19 protein-coding genes are annotated in these 17,613 nt (G+C 40.2%); 2 read left to right on the top strand and 17 right to left on the bottom strand.

Annotation, left to right across the window (positions count from 1 at the left end):
* Positions 1–41: 41 nt before the first annotated feature.
* From htpG to QL989_RS12365, 10 genes are all read right to left on the bottom strand, one after another.
* Entirely contained in the window at positions 42–1,955 is a 1,914-nt protein-coding gene (gene htpG / locus QL989_RS12320; RefSeq protein WP_290170659.1) for a molecular chaperone HtpG, read from the bottom strand.
* Positions 1,956–2,075: 120 nt separating this feature from the next.
* A complete protein-coding gene (locus QL989_RS12325) occupies positions 2,076–2,789 on the bottom strand; it encodes an RluA family pseudouridine synthase (protein WP_290170660.1) in 714 nt (237 codons plus the stop codon).
* A gap of 105 nt (positions 2,790–2,894) precedes the next feature.
* Complete coding sequence (gene recR, locus QL989_RS12330; RefSeq protein ID WP_290170661.1) at positions 2,895–3,503, bottom strand: recombination mediator RecR; 609 nt, start codon at positions 3,501–3,503, stop codon at positions 2,895–2,897.
* Positions 3,504–3,509: 6 nt separating this feature from the next.
* The gene (locus tag QL989_RS12335) at positions 3,510–3,836 is read right to left on the bottom strand and encodes a YbaB/EbfC family nucleoid-associated protein (RefSeq protein ID WP_010388590.1); all 327 of its coding nucleotides are present in this window, start codon (positions 3,834–3,836) and stop codon (positions 3,510–3,512) included.
* A 60-nt stretch (positions 3,837–3,896) separates the two neighbouring features.
* Positions 3,897–6,212: a DNA polymerase III subunit gamma/tau gene (dnaX, locus tag QL989_RS12340; protein ID WP_290170662.1), complete on the bottom strand. Its 2,316-nt coding sequence runs from the start codon at positions 6,210–6,212 to the stop codon at positions 3,897–3,899.
* A 3-nt stretch (positions 6,213–6,215) separates the two neighbouring features.
* Positions 6,216–6,761 carry an adenine phosphoribosyltransferase gene (apt, locus tag QL989_RS12345; protein ID WP_008109316.1) on the bottom strand — a complete coding sequence of 182 codons (546 nt, stop codon included), beginning with the start codon at positions 6,759–6,761 and terminating at the stop codon, positions 6,216–6,218.
* Between the two features lie 155 nt (positions 6,762–6,916).
* Entirely contained in the window at positions 6,917–7,039 is a 123-nt protein-coding gene (locus QL989_RS12350) for a hypothetical protein (protein WP_008109320.1), read from the bottom strand.
* Between the two features lie 72 nt (positions 7,040–7,111).
* Positions 7,112–7,864, bottom strand: a complete 753-nt coding sequence (locus QL989_RS12355; protein ID WP_178956230.1) for a putative DNA-binding domain-containing protein — start codon at positions 7,862–7,864, stop codon at positions 7,112–7,114.
* Between the two features lie 54 nt (positions 7,865–7,918).
* Positions 7,919–8,776 (bottom strand): DUF692 domain-containing protein, encoded by an 858-nt coding sequence (locus QL989_RS12360; RefSeq protein WP_010388581.1) that lies wholly within the window; start codon positions 8,774–8,776, stop codon positions 7,919–7,921.
* Between the two features lie 64 nt (positions 8,777–8,840).
* A complete protein-coding gene (locus QL989_RS12365; RefSeq protein WP_075169064.1) occupies positions 8,841–9,314 on the bottom strand; it encodes a hypothetical protein in 474 nt (157 codons plus the stop codon).
* A gap of 190 nt (positions 9,315–9,504) precedes the next feature.
* On the opposite strand from QL989_RS12365, the gene QL989_RS12370 reads away from it, so the two are divergent.
* Together QL989_RS12370 and QL989_RS12375 are read left to right on the top strand one after the other, a co-directional pair.
* Positions 9,505–10,485, top strand: a complete 981-nt coding sequence (locus QL989_RS12370) for a tRNA-dihydrouridine synthase (RefSeq protein ID WP_178956232.1) — start codon at positions 9,505–9,507, stop codon at positions 10,483–10,485.
* A gap of 59 nt (positions 10,486–10,544) precedes the next feature.
* The gene (locus tag QL989_RS12375; RefSeq protein ID WP_178956233.1) at positions 10,545–10,871 is read left to right on the top strand and encodes a TraR/DksA C4-type zinc finger protein; all 327 of its coding nucleotides are present in this window, start codon (positions 10,545–10,547) and stop codon (positions 10,869–10,871) included.
* 14 nt (positions 10,872–10,885) lie between these two features.
* Here the strand turns inward: QL989_RS12375 and QL989_RS12380 are convergent, their stop codons facing one another.
* The 7 genes from QL989_RS12380 to QL989_RS12410 all read right to left on the bottom strand — a co-directional run bounded on the left by QL989_RS12380 (position 10,886) and on the right by QL989_RS12410 (position 16,960).
* Entirely contained in the window at positions 10,886–11,929 is a 1,044-nt protein-coding gene (locus QL989_RS12380) for a hypothetical protein (protein ID WP_178956234.1), read from the bottom strand.
* A 61-nt stretch (positions 11,930–11,990) separates the two neighbouring features.
* On the bottom strand, positions 11,991–13,250 hold the full coding sequence (locus QL989_RS12385; protein ID WP_138609409.1) for a tetratricopeptide repeat protein: 1,260 nt from the start codon (positions 13,248–13,250) through the stop codon (positions 11,991–11,993).
* Between the two features lie 11 nt (positions 13,251–13,261).
* Complete coding sequence (locus QL989_RS12390) at positions 13,262–13,876, bottom strand: energy transducer TonB (RefSeq protein ID WP_138609411.1); 615 nt, start codon at positions 13,874–13,876, stop codon at positions 13,262–13,264.
* Positions 13,876–14,280 carry a biopolymer transporter ExbD gene (locus QL989_RS12395; RefSeq protein WP_138609413.1) on the bottom strand — a complete coding sequence of 135 codons (405 nt, stop codon included), beginning with the start codon at positions 14,278–14,280 and terminating at the stop codon, positions 13,876–13,878. The genes QL989_RS12390 and QL989_RS12395 overlap by 1 nt, the downstream gene beginning before the upstream one ends.
* 14 nt (positions 14,281–14,294) lie before the next feature.
* Positions 14,295–14,819: a MotA/TolQ/ExbB proton channel family protein gene (locus QL989_RS12400; RefSeq protein WP_004588135.1), complete on the bottom strand. Its 525-nt coding sequence runs from the start codon at positions 14,817–14,819 to the stop codon at positions 14,295–14,297.
* On the bottom strand, positions 14,819–16,183 hold the full coding sequence (locus tag QL989_RS12405) for a MotA/TolQ/ExbB proton channel family protein (RefSeq protein ID WP_010388563.1): 1,365 nt from the start codon (positions 16,181–16,183) through the stop codon (positions 14,819–14,821). Before QL989_RS12405 ends, QL989_RS12400 begins: the two co-directional genes overlap by 1 nt.
* 6 nt (positions 16,184–16,189) lie before the next feature.
* A complete protein-coding gene (locus QL989_RS12410) occupies positions 16,190–16,960 on the bottom strand; it encodes a DUF3450 domain-containing protein (protein ID WP_013465204.1) in 771 nt (256 codons plus the stop codon).
* Between the last annotated feature and the right edge of the window lie 653 nt (positions 16,961–17,613).

Here is a 17,613-nt window from a genome sequence, read left to right on the forward strand (position 1 = left end):
AACAAACGTTCCCTTTTGACTCAATCATTGATTTTTAATACTTATTTGCTTAAATCAAGCATAAGTTTATTTAAGCGAGTTACAAATCCAGTCGGATCTTTAAGCGTACCGCGCTCTGCAAGTAAGGCTTGGTCTAGTAGTACATGTGACCACTGTGCAAACTTATCTTCGTCTTGCTCATCATTTAAGTGCTTAACCAGTTGGTGCTCTGGGTTTAATTCAAACACAGGCTTAGCCTCTGGAACAGCTTGACCTACTGACTCCATTAGCTTTTGCATTTGCGAGCTCATGTCGTTGTCATCGCTCACTACACACGCTGGTGAGTCAGTTAAGCGGTGAGTGAAGCGTACATCTTTAACATCATCACCTAATGCAGTTTTAATGCGCTCAACTAAACCTGCAACTTCTTTTTCAGACTCTTCTTGTGCTTTTTTAGTTTCTTCGTCATCTAATTTACCTAAGTCTAAATCACCACGGGTAATTGACTGAAATTGCTTTTCGCCAAATTCCGTTAAATGGCTCATCATCCACTCATCTACACGATCGCTTAGCAATAATACTTCAATGCCTTTTTTACGGAAGATTTCTAAGTGTGGTGAATTTTTAGCAGCAATAAATGAGTCAGCAACCACATAGTAAATTTTATCTTGGCTGTCCTTCATGCGCTCAATGTATTGCTCAAGTGAAACATCTTGAGTTTCTGAGTCGGTGTGCGTTGATGAAAAGCGAAGTAATTTAGCAATGCTTTCTTTGTTGGCCGCATCTTCAGCTGGGCCTTCTTTCATTACCTGACCAAATTCATTCCAAAATGTTTGGTAATCATCGGCTTTGTTTTTAGCCATACGCTCAAGCATTTTAATAATACGCGACGTACACCCCTTGCGAATAGCCTGGGTTACTTTGTTGTCTTGTAAAATTTCACGCGATACGTTTAGTGGTAAATCGTTTGAGTCTAATAAGCCTTTAACAAAACGTAAGTAGCTTGGCATAAACTGTTCAGCGTCATCCATAATAAACACGCGTTGAACATAAAGTTTTAAACCACTTTGGCGCTCACGGTTCCATAAATCAAAGGGTGCTTTTTTAGGAATGTATAACAAACTGGTGTATTCAGTTTTACCTTCAACTTTATTGTGTCCCCAGCTAAGCGGATCTTCCCAGTCGTGGCTTACATGCTTATAAAACTCTTTGTATTCGTCCTCAGAGATTTCTGATTTGTCACGTGTCCACAATGCTGTTGCACGGTTAATGCTTTCCCATTCACCAGGAACAGCTGGAATTTTTTCACCATCTTCACCTTCAGACTCAGGTACTTCTGCCTTGTACATCTGTACTGGTGTAGAAATATGATCAGAGTATTTAGTTACGATACTGCGAAGACGCCACTCATCTGCATATTCATTTTCTTCTTCACGAAGATGTAAAATAATGTCTGTACCACGGCCTTCTTTTTCGATTTCTTGTAGCGTGTACTCGCCTTCACCTTTTGACTGCCATTCAACCGCTGTAGTCTTTCCTGCTTTACGAGTACGAACAGTCACTTCATCAGCAACAATAAATGCTGAGTAAAAACCAACACCAAATTGACCAATAAGCTGTGAGTCTTTACTTTGATCACCAGTTAAGTTTTTGAAAAATTCAGCCGTACCCGACTTAGCAATTGTGCCTAATGAGCTGATCACTTCATCACGCGTCATACCAATACCATTATCAGAAATGGTCACTGTGTTAGCGTCTTTATCTGCGCTTATACGTACGCGTAAATCTGCATCACCTTGATAAAGGTCACCGTTTGAAAGGGCTAAAAAGCGTAGTTTATCGGCTGCGTCAGATGCATTTGATACAAGCTCGCGTAAAAAGATTTCTTTATTTGAATAAAGCGAGTGAATCATTAAGTTTAATAGTTGTTTTACTTCTGTTTGAAAGCCTAATGTTTCTTTTTGTGCTGCAGTCATTTATGTATCTCCAATTTGCAAAGTGTCTGCGTTATGCACTTAATATGGGGTGAGCCGTGAGAAGTTCAAGTAAAAAAAATAAAAAACCCCATTCAAAGACACTTTAAAGGGCTTAATCAACTAAAAAGGCGTTGTGGCATGCCCGTGCATTGGCTTATCAGTGCATGGATGAACAAAAAATAAATCGCTGGCATGCAATAATAATCGTTGAGCACCCAGCTCACTGCAATCATTTTTATATAAATCACATCCTAGTATAGGGTGGCCAAAAATTAAACTGTGAATTCTAAGTTGATGAGTGCGTCCAGTTATAGGAGTAAAATCGACCAAAGTTTTTTGCTCTTTGTTAAAGCGTTTAACCACTTTAAATTGAGTGCGCGAGGGTTTGCCGCTCTGGTGACAAATTTTCACTTTCGGAAATAACATTTTATCTTTTGCTATAGGCGCAGTAATTTCTCCCTGAGGCTCAGAAACCAATCCAAAGAGCATTGCGCGATATTGCTTTTTAACACTTCGGGATTGGAATTGCTGATTCAGTGCTTTAGCTGCTTGCTCGTTAAGTGCTACCACCATCACTCCGGAGGTACCTAAATCTAAACGGTGGGGTAATATCGCAGTAGGAAACGCTGCGGTAACGCCTTGTTGGCCATTAACAAGCCTATAGTGAACCGAATCCCAGTTAAGAGGGTTTTTACCCGACAAGCTCAACAAGCCGCTAGGTTTATTGATCAATAAAATATCATCATCTTGATAAATAATTTTTATGTGTTCATGGCAAACAGGTGCGATAAAGTCATCAACAATCACATGAGCACTTTGAGTTATTGCAGCCATATCATCCTTAAACTTTTGTTTATATTGCAATTAAAGCCAACAAAAAAGCCTACAGTATGTATGTAGGCTTTTAAAGTAAGTTCAAATAGTTAAGCTTAAAATAAACTATTCATGGCTGACTAAGCGCCTGCCACTAAAAGCATGCATTAAGGTTGTGCCATCGACTAAATCAAGCTCGCCACCCACAGGAATACCATGAGCTATTCGCGATGCACCCACTTTGAATTTATGACAAAGCTGGGCAATATAATGAGCCGTTGTTTCACCTTCAACCGTAGGGTTAGTGGCTAATATAACTTCATTAATACCGCCATGGGCAAGCTTTTGCTCAAGCACGTCTAGCCCAATTTCTTTAGGCCCTATGCCATCAATCGGTGACAAATGTCCCATTAATACAAAATAGAGTCCTTTGTATTGGCCTGTTTGTTCAATCGCTAACACATCTGTAGGCGACTCAACCACACATAAAATGCCGCTGTCTTGACGCTTAGTGCTTAAGCAAATATCACATTGCGCTTGCTCGGTAAACGTGCGGCACGACTGACAATGCCCTACAGCCGTCATCGCTTTTGTTAGCGCATTCCCAAGCTGAGTGCCACCTTTGCGGTCGCGCTCTAATAAATGAAATGCAATACGCTGAGCAGATTTCGGGCCAATACCTGGCTGACAACGAAGTGCTTCTATTAGCGATGTTAAACTATCTGAAAGTTGCATAGTTGCTTAGAACGGCATTTTCATACCAGGTGGTAATTGCATACCGCCTGTTACTTTGCCCATGCGCTCTTGAGTTTCTTCAGCAACACGGCGAACAGCATCATTACACGCTGCTGCAAGTAAATCTTCAATCATGTCTTTGTCATCTTCCATTAAGCTTTCATCAAGCTCAACACGACGAACATTGTGGTTACCAAGCATGGTTACTTTCACTAAACCTGCACCGGCTTCACCAACCACTTCCATCGTTGCGATTTCTTCTTGGGCTTTTTGCATGCGCTCTTGCATTTGCTGCGCTTGCTTCATCATGTTACCCATTCCACCTTTAAACATAATCGTCTCTCTTTCTTTTAATACATTAACTGGAGTATAAATAAGGGCACTGGTCGTTAATTACAATGCCTGAATACTGTTTTCGTCAATTTCAGCGCTAAATAGCTGTTGAAATTGTACTATATTTTCATCGCTGGTGATCACATCAATCGCTTGCTGGTGACGACCTGCATCAATTTTTTGTTGAATCAAATAAGGTGAGTCAATCACCCCGCTAGCAAAATCAATATTAAGCTCAACGTTGTGTCCATAAATACTTGATAACGCCACATTTAACTTTTGACGTAACATTGGCGTATCTAAGTGCTTTTGCGATTCATCCACTTCAATATGGAAATGATTGTCTTGTTTGGTAAAAATTGAATGCAATGCAAACTGGCGCATGCGTCCGCCAAGTCCCATACGCTTTATTAAATAGGCCCACTCGTCTTGTTGATGAGCAAATCTAATTTCACTAATTGGGCTTTGAAAATCATCTGGTACGGGAATACTAGGCTCTTGCTCAACAACAGGTGCTGGTTTTTGCGGGTTAATTTGCTCTAATAGCTCCGGTGCTAAGTTTTCAGTAATCGTTTGATGCTTTGCTTTAAAGTCAACTTTACTCGCTGGCTTATTTGCTACCAAAGCTTGGCTCCCCTGTGCTGGGAGCTGAGGCTTTTTTTGCAGGTCATAGCTCACCTCACTATCCCATGGCGGTGGCTGCTGCGATACAGTTTGTGCTTCATTGCTCACCGGGCGACTAAATTCAGATTTTGTCGGTACTGGTTTTTCTTCAGTTGGCTTTTCAATAGCGGCACTTGAAAGCTTACCGGCACCCGAAATTTTTCTATCCCGTAAAATACGCGCTATTGCTGACTGTGCTCGCGCTTCTTGCTCACCCATTGATAACGTAGACTGTTCTGCGTTACTAGTGGTATTTGCTAACTCAGGATTAAACCCTTGATCAACAGCGCTACTCATTACATCATCGTATTGTGCGGCAATGGTTTGTTCTACATCACTGTGCTGCATGTAGGCATCATCTTCGCTTTGACGCTGCGCTTGTTCATCACTTATTACGGGGGTATCGACAATTTGAGGCTGACTTTGTACCGAACTTTGCTCAAGTTGTGTTTGGCTATTATCAGGCTGTGAAACCTCAGGCTCAGCGGCTTTTGTTGGCTGCGTTTGAGGTGTATTACTCTGCGCTGGCTTATTTTTATTTAAAATATCACGCAGTGCATTAGCACGCCCTGCGCTATTTTGCTCTGGCGCAGCTTGTGGACTAAGTTCAGGTTGATTGGTTTGCAGCTGCGCAGGTTCAAATGCTAGCAATCTGAGCATAATCATTTCGAACCCTAAACGAGGCTCAGGTGCCCATTGTAAATCTTTTTTTCCGTTAAGTAATAGCTGGTAATACACTTGAATTTGTTGAGCATGGGTATGCGCTGCAACATGCTCAATGTAATCAGCGTTATTGCTATCAAGCGCCGCCGCTTCAGGGACTAATTGACTCAATTGAATCACATGCGTTAGCGCAATTAAATCGTCAAGCAGCGCAATGTAATTTGGATTTCGGCTAGCGACTTGTGCAACTTCATTCATCAGTGCTGTGCCATCTTGCGCTAATAATGCCGCAAGTAAGCTCTGACTGTAATGCGTGTCCATTAAACCAAGCATGTCTTGTACCGCTTGATTTTTAATATCACCATTTGTTTGAGCAATCGCCTGATCGGTCAGACTTAATGCATCTCGCATACTACCATCGGCCGCTTTGGCAATAATACTTAGCGCATCATGATCAAAATTAAGCTGCTCATGAGTAAGCACATGCTCAAGCTGTTGCTTAATCTCAGCTTGCGACAATGCATTCAGATTAAACTGTAAACAGCGAGATAAAATAGTCACTGGTAATTTTTGAGGATCGGTGGTTGCGAGCAAAAACTTCACATGCTCAGGCGGCTCTTCAAGCGTTTTTAATAACGCATTAAAGCTGTGCTTTGACAACATGTGTACTTCATCGATGAGATATACTTTGTAACGTCCGCGCGTTGGCGCATATTGAACGTTATCGAGGATCTCACGCGTATCCTCAACTTTGGTGCGTGAAGCCGCATCTATTTCGAGTAAATCAATGTAGCGCCCTGCTTCTATATCAACACAGCTACTACATTGACCACATGGTGTGGCAGATATCCCCTCATCACAATTTAAGCTTTTAGCAAAAATACGGGCAATGGTGGTTTTACCAACACCACGGGTTCCAGTGAATAAATAAGCGTGATGCAGTCTATTTTGAGTCAGCGCGTTTACCAACGCCTGTTTTACATGAGACTGCCCAACCAATTCATGAAAGGTTTGAGGACGCCATTTTCTCGCTAGAACCTGATAACTCATCGATTATTCGCCTTCGAATTCAACCAATTTTAAAATATTGATGCCCATTTTTTCAATACGTTGCTCACCACCAAGCTCTGGAAGTGATACAACAAAGGCAGCATCTGTGGCGTTACCGCCTAATTTTGCAACCAACTTGGCTGTTGCTTCAATTGTACCACCGGTCGCCAACAAGTCGTCAACTAACAAGACTTTATCACCGGCTACAATCGCATCAGTATGAAGCTCTAATGTATCTTCGCCATATTCGAGTTGGTAATCTTGGCGAATAACTTCGCGCGGTAATTTACCTGGTTTACGAACAGGGATAAAAGGAATTCCCAAAGCATAAGATAGCGGAGCACCAAAAATAAAGCCACGCGATTCAGTGCCGATAATTTTAGTAAAACCTTGGTCTTTATAAGCGTCAATAAATGCATCTATGGTTGCTTTAAACGCTTCAGGGTTTGCCATTAGGGTTGTTACATCGCGAAACATAATGCCCGCTTTAGGATAATCAGCAATTGTAGTAATGCTGTTTTTGATAATTGCTGGTGTTACTTGAGTCATAATTTTAACTGCTCAATGATTAATATTACAAAGCAGGTGATTATAACCTTAAGTGGTCGTAAATTGCGAGTTTGCGATAATTATAAAGTGTCGGGAGAGGGAAGTGATAAAAATGTAAGGCTGATGAAAAACAACAGCCTTAAAATAAAACCTGATTAAGTTAAGCTGGTGATCCAACCTAAAATGGCATTTAAACACCCTATTCCAGCAAATACGGCTAAGAATGCAAAAAAGTAAGCCGCATTGAACGGGTCTTTAAAGTCTTTATCATCTGACATGGGTACAACCTTTTATTAAGCACAACAAATAAAGGCGCTATAATAGACGATGTGAAATAATCAATAAAGAGCTTAGTCTTGATTTTTTGTCACTATAATTTGCCGCTGTGCCATAGCTGTTAAGGTACTCAGTGCCCCTTGTGTTATTTGCTCAAGATTAAATTGTGGTGCATTTTCACTAACCTGTTGGCAAACCTGCTCAAACGTACTTCCCGCTTCATTTTCAATAATAGACAGTAGCATGGCGGTCATGGCATTTGTGGCCAAAAATTGCACCTCATCACTCTCATCGCGGTAAACAACAAAGAAATACGGCTGCTCTGAAGGCTGTTGAGGTTGAAACTCTTCACTAATATGTTGCACTGGATAGTCGTAGCTTAAGTTACGCGCTGTTTTAGATAAATACAAAGGAGAGTGAGTAAGCTTATTAGCGCTTAGAGGGAGCTCACGGGGGTCAGCCTTCATTACAGACACGTCAAGCTCAATCCATTCATAATGGGCTAGCGCCAGCATAAATATCGGATCAGACTCTCTAGGTACATAGCTTGTCATTAAATAGGTAATAAATTCTTCACCTATATCTAAAAAATAAGGAGATTGGCAATCATGCTCACTAAAAAATTGACGAACCAGTAATAGCCACTGTTGATCACTATAGAGTGTTTTTAAAACTGGAAATGCCGATGAAACAAAGCCATTAATATTATTAAAAAACAGATCTCGGTAAATAGCCATTCGTCTGTCTTCAACATCGGTTGGACACGGCTGCTTATTAGGCTCTCGAATATGGGCCATAAACTCATTTTGCACATCGATAAAACTCATAATAACGACTCTTATAAAACCCTAAAATAGCAAGTACTTATTAAATTCAAACAGCTAAGCACTTTGTGCTGTTGATAACAACTTAAGGTGCTTTGCCTGTAATTGATGGATTATATCCAGCTCTTTGGTTAACACATTAATAGGCGGAATATTAAAATCTCGCTCTAGCAGTGTGGGAAAAACACCATGTGCTTGATATGCGCTATCGAGCAATTGCCAGACAGGGTCGATAACATCAGCACCATGAGTATCAATAATTAGGTCATCAGCTTCATTGTAGTGACCTGCAACATGGCAATAGGCAATTTTATTAGTTGGTAGCCCACTTAAAAACGCTTGTGCATCATAACCATGATTAATCGAGTTCACATAGATATTATTAACATCTAATAGCAGCTGGCAGTCTGCGTCTTCTAAAATAGCATTGGTAAATTCAAGCTCTGATAGCTGCTGACCAGGGGCACCATAATAAGACACATTTTCCAGCACAAGTGGTCGCTCTAATATATCTTGTACCTGCTTAACCCGAGAAACGACATGTTTTATCGCTTCTTCAGTAAAAGGAATTGGCATTAAGTCATACATATGGCCTTTACCTGAGCAATAGCTTAAATGTTCGCTATAAGCTTTAATATCGTGGTTATCAAAGAAAGATTTTAACGACTTTATAAATTCAATATCAAGCGGCTCAGGCGATCCAATAGAAAGTGACAAACCATGACAAACAAAGTGATTATTATTAGTTAACTGTTTAAATTGCTTTTCAAAGCGCCCACCTAGCTTTAACCAGTTCTCTGGAGCCACTTCCATAAACTCAATTTGTTTTGGTATAGCATGCTCAAGCTCATCTAGCATTTCTCTTCGCAAGCCTAAACCGACCATGCCAAAGTTAGGCGTTTGATTTTGAGCCATAATAAAACCTCATATTAAATAAAAAGGGCCTAATGGCCCTCTCGCTTATCTGAAAAAGAAAAGTTTAGTGGCTACCACCACATTTACCTTCGCCGCACTTGCCTTCTTTTTTGGCCTTAGCATCACCACCACATTTACCTTCGCCGCACTTGCCTTCTTTTTTGGCCTTAGCATCACCGCCGCATTTACCTTCTTTTTTGGCCTTAGCATCGCCACCACATTTACCTTCGCCGCACTTGCCTTCTTTTTTGGCCTTAGCATCACCGCCGCATTTACCTTCGCCGCACTTGCCTTCTTTTTTCGCTTTAGCGTCGCCGCCACATTTTCCTTCGCCACACTTGCCTTCTTTTTTCGCTTTAGCGTCGCCGCCACATTTTCCTTCGCCGCACTTGCCTTCACCAGCGTCTAATTGATAACCAGCTACCATTTGTTGAAACTCAAATGGATTAGCTTGAACATCAGTACTCGCCATACTTGCGCTGCCAACAACCACTGCGCCTAATGTTAATGCAATTGAGTTTTTCTTTATTGTATTCATTTTTAATTACCTTTTAAACTTGTTGAACATCATTATAAAAGTAGACCGGTATTAAACTAAAAACTTTCAAATTTTCTATTTTTTTTGCAAATAAGTTATTTAACTCTCTATGAACGCTAATAAGCGTTTTATGAATTTATGATTTACAGGTAAACTGGCGCTCCTTTTTTAGTAATACATTAATCACACTATGAAACTTATTTTAGCACCCATGGAAGGTGTCGTTGACTTTAAAATGCGGCAACTCCTCACCGACATAGGCGGCTTCGATCTTTGTGTGACCGAATTTATCCGTGTTGTAGATACTTGCCTTCCAGATAAAGTATTCCACCGTTATTGCCCTGAACTTAAAAATGCGGGACTCACTCGTAGCGGTACTCCGGTTCGTATTCAGTTATTAGGCCAAGTAGCCGACGTGTTAGCAGAAAATGCTGTAAAAGCAATTGGCTTAGGCTCTCATGGCGTTGATTTAAACTTTGGTTGCCCCGCAAAAACAGTCAATAAAAGCAAAGGCGGTGCTGTATTACTCAAAGATCCAGAACATATGTACTCGATTATAAAAACGGTAAGGGATGCCGTTGATGATGAGTATGAGGTAAGTGCTAAAATTCGCTTAGGTTTTGATGATGATAGTAATAGCCAAGAAATTGTCGATGCCGTTGTTAGCGCTGGTGCTAACAGCATTGCAATACACGCAAGAACTAAACGCGATGGCTACAATCCACCCGCCTATTGGGAAAAAATTCCCCCTTTGGTCAAAGATAAAAAAATTGCAGTGGTCGCCAATGGCGAAATTTGGCAAATAGAAGATGCTCTTTTATGCCAAAAACGCAGTGGTTGTCGTGATTTGATGATTGGTCGTGGCGCCCTTTCACATCCTGATCTCGCAAGAAAAATTAAAGCGCAAGTTAATAACGAAAGCTACAACGAGCTCACTTGGGAGAATATTTTACACCATATTATTCATTCATCTATGCACCAAACAGCTAGCAAAGATAATAAATATTTTGCATCTCGAACAAAGCAATGGCTTGGTTATTTAAAACGCCAATATCCACAAGCTGGGCTATTATTTGATGAAATTCGTCGTTTAAAAGCAAAGGATGAGGTAGCCGAAGTATTAAAGAAATATGCGAAAGCGCCACAATTTGATGCAAATCATAACACCTAAACAAATCTAAATAGATAATAGCAGTATCACTACAAATTAACTTAAGGGTTATACTGCTAATGCATCATCAGCAACGACTAAACGATGAAATAGAAAGTGTTAAAGCAACGATATTAGGTTTGTTGTCACAATCAACTCACCCTACACATCAAAACTTGTTCTGCATCCTAACCCAAACATCTAATGAAGAGTGGCTTGATTTAGCAGCTCAACAATTAGGTAATGAGTATAATCCGTTAATTGAACGAATGAACAAGCTTGAAGCAGCAATTAGTCAAATAGATATTGGTCAATATGGCTACTGCTGTGACTGTGAAGAGAAAATATCAGAGCAGCGCTTAGAAAGAGACCCTGCTGCTCAGCGGTGTGATAAGTGCGCTAAGTAGTAGCGCACTTAAGTTTAATTGAGTAATTGCGGTGCAAAACTAAATGATTGCCCTGGATAAAAAATAATATCCTCAACTAATATCCTCGCATCTTCTTCACTAATATTTAAACGTTTTAGTAAATTTAAGCGCGCTTGCGATAATGTCCACGCGTGGTAATGCACCCCAAGATCAGTTTCCATCATCGCTAAATAGAGCCGCTTATTTGCAGCCGTTAATTGCTTATTGTTAGCACGTTGAGGTAATAGCATGTAACCCGTTGACCAATCTAAACCTAATACTTGCGTTTTTTTTAAAAATGTTTCGCTAAGCTGCGATACATCAGAGATACCCACCGTTATTAGCTCAGTTGAGCTTTGCATTGTTTTAAATTTACTATCTATAAGGCTTAGCCACTCAAGCGGCGAAAGTACATCATTTGCAAAATAATTTAGTTTACTTTGGTACCACTGGCTGCCATTTGCAAGACCAGACAACCCAATGCTGCCTCTGGGCTTATACTGCGTTAAGTAATTATTTAATACACTCAGAGACTCATTAAGCTCAATAGGTGTGTCAGTACTATTAATTGCTTGCTGCACATAGTGCTTTAAATAATTATGCTCTATTTTATTAAGCTTTAAGTTACTTTGCTCAGCGGCTTGTAGCTGTGATTTAACAAATATCAGCCACTGCTCAATGTTTTTATACTGAGCATCATTTTTAACTATCGAAAGCATGTTTGATAACACATCAGTGTGTGCAGGCCATGCAAAATAACGCTCTGGAAACCGCTCAGCAATCACCAAATAATTTACTTGATGGGTTTGCGCAGAAGATAACTTCATTTGCATTAGCTGCTGGTAAATAGCGTGGCGACGCGCTAAATATGAATCAGTAAAAGGCAGTTGTTCGTTACTGAGCCCTGTACTGTTTAAGTTCTTTTGTGCACTTAAAGCCGTATTAAGTGATATTAACGCGCTTTGTGCCTCTTCATAAGATGAAAACAAATCAGCTGGCTTTGAGCATGATGCTAAAAGCAAACAAAAGAGCAATGAAATAATAGGCGTTCTGTTCATGTTAATTCCAATAAAAAAAGCCCCAATGGGGCTTTTTAAAAATACTAGAGTACATTAAATATTAAATTTTAACACCGTTGCGAGCGGCTTTATCTTTAATATATGTAGCCCAACCTTTTGCAAATCTACGTGTGGTTGGATCGTCCATAGCTTTAGTAATAGCGGCATGTGCTTGCTTATACTTGCCTTGGTAGTAAAACGCTTCAGCTAGATCTGAATATATAGTACCTTTTTTGTCAGAGCCAAGCTCTAACGCTTTGTTCAAACGAACAACGGCAGCACTAAATTTTTCAGATTGTAGAAGTAATGAACCGGCTTTGCGATAAAGCTCAGCGTCATTATCAAATTTAGCAGCTTCTTCGTAGTACTTAGCAGCCTTCTCTATATCTTTCGAACGATGGTAGTTACTAGCAATCGCACTCATGTTTTGCTTAGTGCGTTTAACTTTTTCTTCTTTAACGGCCTTTTCAAGCGTTACAGCTGCTTTATAAGGAATTTCATTTAAAGAATAGAAATTAGCTAGAACTTTGTATTCAACTTCGTTTTCAAAGTAACCGTTCTTGTAAGCAACTTCCATAGTTGCTAGGCCTTTTTTGTATTCTTCGGTTTGTAAATAATACTTACCTAAGCCTACCCAAGACTTTTTGTCTTCAGGCCATACACGAACGATTTCTTCAGCGACTTTAACCATATTTTGATATTGCTTTTGCTCAAAATAGGCAGCTAATTTAAGTTGATAAGGAGCTTTATTAGGCTCTTTTGCTAACTTAATTGCTTTGTTTGCCGGCTCGAGAACCTCATTAAACTGTTTAAGCTCATAGCTTGCTTGCGCAATACGAGTGTAAACTTTTGGGTCTTCTTCGCCTGTAAAGTCCATCCAATCAGAATATGCTTGCTTTGCGGCATTGTACTGTTCAGTACCTGCATACATGTCACCTAAGGTTTTTAAACCTTGAGCCTGATCGGCAAAGTTTAATACATCTGGTGCAATCGCTGCTTTCATATACTTAATAGCGACTTTGTACTGCTCTTTTTGAGCATACATGCTGCCTAAGTAACGATTAACAGTTGCTTTGTCAAAGTCGTTAGACGGATCTAACTCTTTTAATAAAGCAATTGCACCATCAACATCATCTTCATTATACAAATCAAACGCTTTAATTACTTTTTTACCAGTACGTTCGCCCATGATTTTAGTTTTTGCTTTCTTACGCTCTTCAATTTTCGCGTAATCTGGCGCCGCTAAAACAGGTGCAGTTAATGCTGCACCTGACACAGACATAAGAATTGCAAGTGCAGTTACTTTAGAAAAATTTCTCATTACTCGCCTCCTTAGTTGCCTTGGTTAAGTTTAAAGTCTAGTTGAACTTGTAAACCAACTTGCTTTTGTGGTTTGCCGTCAATGATCTTAGGACGGTATTTCCACTTGCGCAATGCACGTTTAGCTTCACGGTCAAAGATACGTTTTGGATCTGCGTCGATTACATCAACGTCAGTCACACCACCTAACTCATCAATTGTGAATGAAAGTTGAACCCAACCTTCTTTACCATCACGTGCTGCTTGTGTTGGATATTTTGGTTCAATACGAACGATCGGTGTCGCATCACCATCTCGTCCAAATGCACCTGGACCACTCAGTCCACCAGCCGTGCTTCCCACATCGATGCTTGGCATATTAAACGACAAACTCGTACTTGGGTTGCTATTTTCCGGCTGTGGCGGCTGCGGTTTAGGCGGCTGCTTTGGCGGTGGCGGAGGCGGAGGCGGTACACGCTTCCTCTCCTGCACCTTAGATTCAGGCGGATTCGTCATAATTTCGACTATGATCTGCTCTTTTTGTTCCGTATTACGGTCAGCCCCACCAGAGATGAGGTATGCCATGAAGTAGAACAAGCCGAAAGTAACTGCCCCACCTGCAATCAGTGAAAACAGAAAACGAATCATTACTGATCTCCAGCTATTGAAATTCTCAGGTTATCACCTGTCGCTTTAATCTGGTCCATAACTTTAACCACTGTGCCATGTTTTGCTTCTTTGTCAGCTTGCAAAATTACAACATCTGTAGGTTGTTCTGCTAATAAACTTTCAATTTTTGCTGAAACACGTTCAACATCAACTTGCTGTTTATCAATCCAGATTGCACCGTCATTACGAATAGCAATAAAAATATTAGCATTTTTTTGCTTCGTAGCTTGGGCAGCTTTTGGTTTATTGACCTCGATACCAGCCTCTTTAACGAACGATGTAGTTACGATAAAGAAAATAAGCATGATAAATACGATGTCAAGCATTGGCGTCATATCTACCGCTGCTTCTTCTTCTTCACGAAAACGTTGTTTACGTGCCATATTTAATTCTCTCTCTAGTGATGAGGCATACTATCTACAAGTTTGGCTTTCACCATTCTCGCTCTTGCCTCAAGGCGTGAGCTAAAGAATACCCCAGATAGTGCCGCAACCATTCCAGCCATTGTTGGGATTGTTGCCATTGATATGCCTGATGCCATTAAACGTGCATTACCTGTACCTTGGGTTGCCATGGTTTCAAAAACCGCGATCATACCCGTAACAGTGCCAAGTAAGCCTATTAAAGGACATACAGCTACTAATGTTTTAATCAACAACATACGCTGATCTAATTTTTCAGACGCTTCAGAAATCCATGCTTCACGGATTCTGTGTGCGTACCAAGACGTAGTGTCTTGGCGGGCATCCCACTTGGCTACAATATCCTTCGTTAAACGAGGAAATTCAGCAAGTAGGAACCAATAGCGCTCAATCATTAAAACCCACATAAGAAAGAGTGCTATCGCGACCACGTATAAAACCTGGCCGCCTGTGCCAACAAAATCCCTGATAGATTCCCAGATCTCCATCAGGACTAGCATTAGGCTTTCTCCTTCTCCGCGTGAGTCGCGATGATACCCGCGCTTTGCTCATCAAGGATGTGTAATACCGACTTACTACGACCTGCAACAATAGAATGAAGTAGGATAAGTGGTAGAGCTGCAATTAGACCTAGCGCTGTAGTTACAAGTGCTAGAGAGATGTTACCAGCCATGATCTTCGGATCGCCCGTACCGAACAATGTGATTGTTTGGAACGTTAGGATCATACCGATTACCGTACCTAGTAGACCTAGTAATGGTGCGATAGCAGCAAGGATCTTGATGATGTTAATACCCGCTTCGATGCGTGGCGTTTCACGAAGAATCGCTTCATCCAGTTTAAGCTCAAGGTTTTCAACATCTTGGTTTTTGTTGTCAGAGTACACTTTAAGAATACGACCCAGTGGGTTATTTGTATTCGGTGTAGACAAGTTCTTAAGCTGACCTTTGATCTTAGAAGTAGTAAGCGCTAAATCAACGAAACGTACTAAGAAGATTAAAAGACCTACAACAAGTAATACTGTGATGATGTAACCAACTTCAGCACCTTGCTCGTAGTACTCCATAAGAGACTTTTTCTGAGTGTTAATACGTAAAATTGCACCACGTGTAGGATCCACGTACACGCCAGCATAGTTATCAGCTGAAGTACCTTCTAAATCAGAAATACCTTTAAGGATATAGCTGTCAGGTTGCTTACCTAGAGGCTGAATAGATTTAGTCTCTGGTGAGTAGATTAAGTATCCGTCGTCTGTAACTAAGTTGAAGTTACCGATACGTGTTACTTTTTTCATAGACGGGTTACCGTCAAGACCAGCAACTTCAGTTTCAAACGTTGAAACTTTTGCTGATTCAGTCATTTCTGTTTGAAGTGAAATCCAAAGTTCTTCTAGTTCACGAACAGTTGGAAGTTCTTTAGCTGCTGCTAATGAACGAAGTACTTCAGCACGACCTGGTTTTTCAGCACTTACTAAAGATGCTTCAATTGAACCAATCGCGTCAGCTGCTGCACGACGAACAACACCAAACATTTCACCTAACGTACCTTGAGCGTTTTGAAGAGCTTGCTCTTTTTCCGCTAAAGTATTTTCGTTTTGTGCATATTCTTTGCTAAGACGATCACCACGTGCTTTTTCAGCAGCTAGTTGGCTTTTCGCTTTGTTAAGTAACGCTTGCTTATCAGCACGATCTGACAAGAACTCTTGTTCACGTTGCTTATTGATTTTTCCTTCAGAGATACGCTCTTGCTTTACTTGCTCAAGAATTTTATCTAAAGCGTCAGTATTTGCATGTGCATTAAGCGCGGTACCGGCAGAAACAGACAGTACTGCTGCAACAGCAAAACCTTTAAATAGTTTCTTCATTATTGATTACTCCGCGCCAAAAATTGGTAGTTTAACAAGTTCTAGTGTCGCTTGCTTACGTGCCATACGGATCACTTCTTTAACAGGTTTTAGGTATTCTTCACCTAATTCTTTCCACTGTTTAGTGTTGTTATCCCACACCCAAGCGTGTTTTAGATCGAATGATTGCGCTACGTAAGTAATACGACCTAAACGACCGATATCTACGTTAATGCTACGACCATCAACATCTAAAGTACCTTGAGAAGCAGTTACAGCTGAGCTGTATGCTGTTTCAACAGTGTACGCTTCAAGAACCTGACGGAACTTTTCAGACGTTGTTACAGATGCAGATGCCATGATCTCACGTAATCTTTCAACGCGTCCAAGACGAGTTTCAAGGTTAAATGGAACGTCCGCTTTGATGAATTGCTCAAGCGTATCGATCATGCGATACATCAAAGGCACAACGTTTTGTTTAGTGTTATCGATAGTCGCGATTTGACGATCGAACGATGCGATAGACGCGTTTTGGTCTGCGACCAAACGTGCTACGTGATCGTTGTACACTTTCATAAGTTCAGTCTCATCAACGATGCTACGGTACTCAGCGATTAGCTCCTGAGTTTGACCATATACATTGTCAATTTTAGTTTGAGACTTAACCGCAGCCTTTTGAATTGTTTGACCTGCTTTTTGCACGTCATTCAAAGGATCTGCAATCACATTGCTGCTTGCAAATGCAAAAGCGCCAACCAACGCAGTTGCTACAAGACTCTTTCTGATTTTAACAGACATAGTTCCCAACCAATTAAGTAATGTTACTTTTATAATTTAATTATCAACCCGCTAAGGGGAAGACAACCCTGATATCTTTTAATAGATATCAACTTACCAATAATGCTAAATGCATCATGTCATGTCAACTTCATGTTTAGCATAACCTATAAATAAATCAGCTTGTTTGTAAGATATTTACTGGGCTTGAACAAAAAAATTAACATTATTATAACTAACGTGATAAACACAATTTCTGCAAGCCCTGATATAGTAAGAATAACGATAACCACCACTGTTAATGTAAACAAAAATATAACATTTAAAATTAACTTAATCGTTGCTGAAAAAAAATTAAAAATAAGCTAATTTTCTGTCCCGAATATTCATTTCGAAGGTTTTTTAACGCTTTTTACACAAAAAATACAGCTAATCGTTATTATTAGGTTATTCATCGCATAATAATAATGACGTGCAGATTGAATAAAAAGCAATACAAAGGAGGGGAAGATGATTACAAAAAATCATTTTTATTAACACCTGTGTTTTTTATCTTTATTAGCCTAAAGACCTTATCCATTTTTAATATTTTTCCAAGCCCCAATCTCAACCTTAAGCAGTTGTATCATCTCTGAAGGATTAGAGTCAGATAGACTAATCGTAAGATAAAATAA

The sequence above is a fragment of the Pseudoalteromonas sp. APC 3224 genome (genome assembly GCF_030407535.1).
In the GTDB taxonomy this organism is placed as follows: Bacteria; Pseudomonadota; Gammaproteobacteria; order Enterobacterales; family Alteromonadaceae; genus Pseudoalteromonas.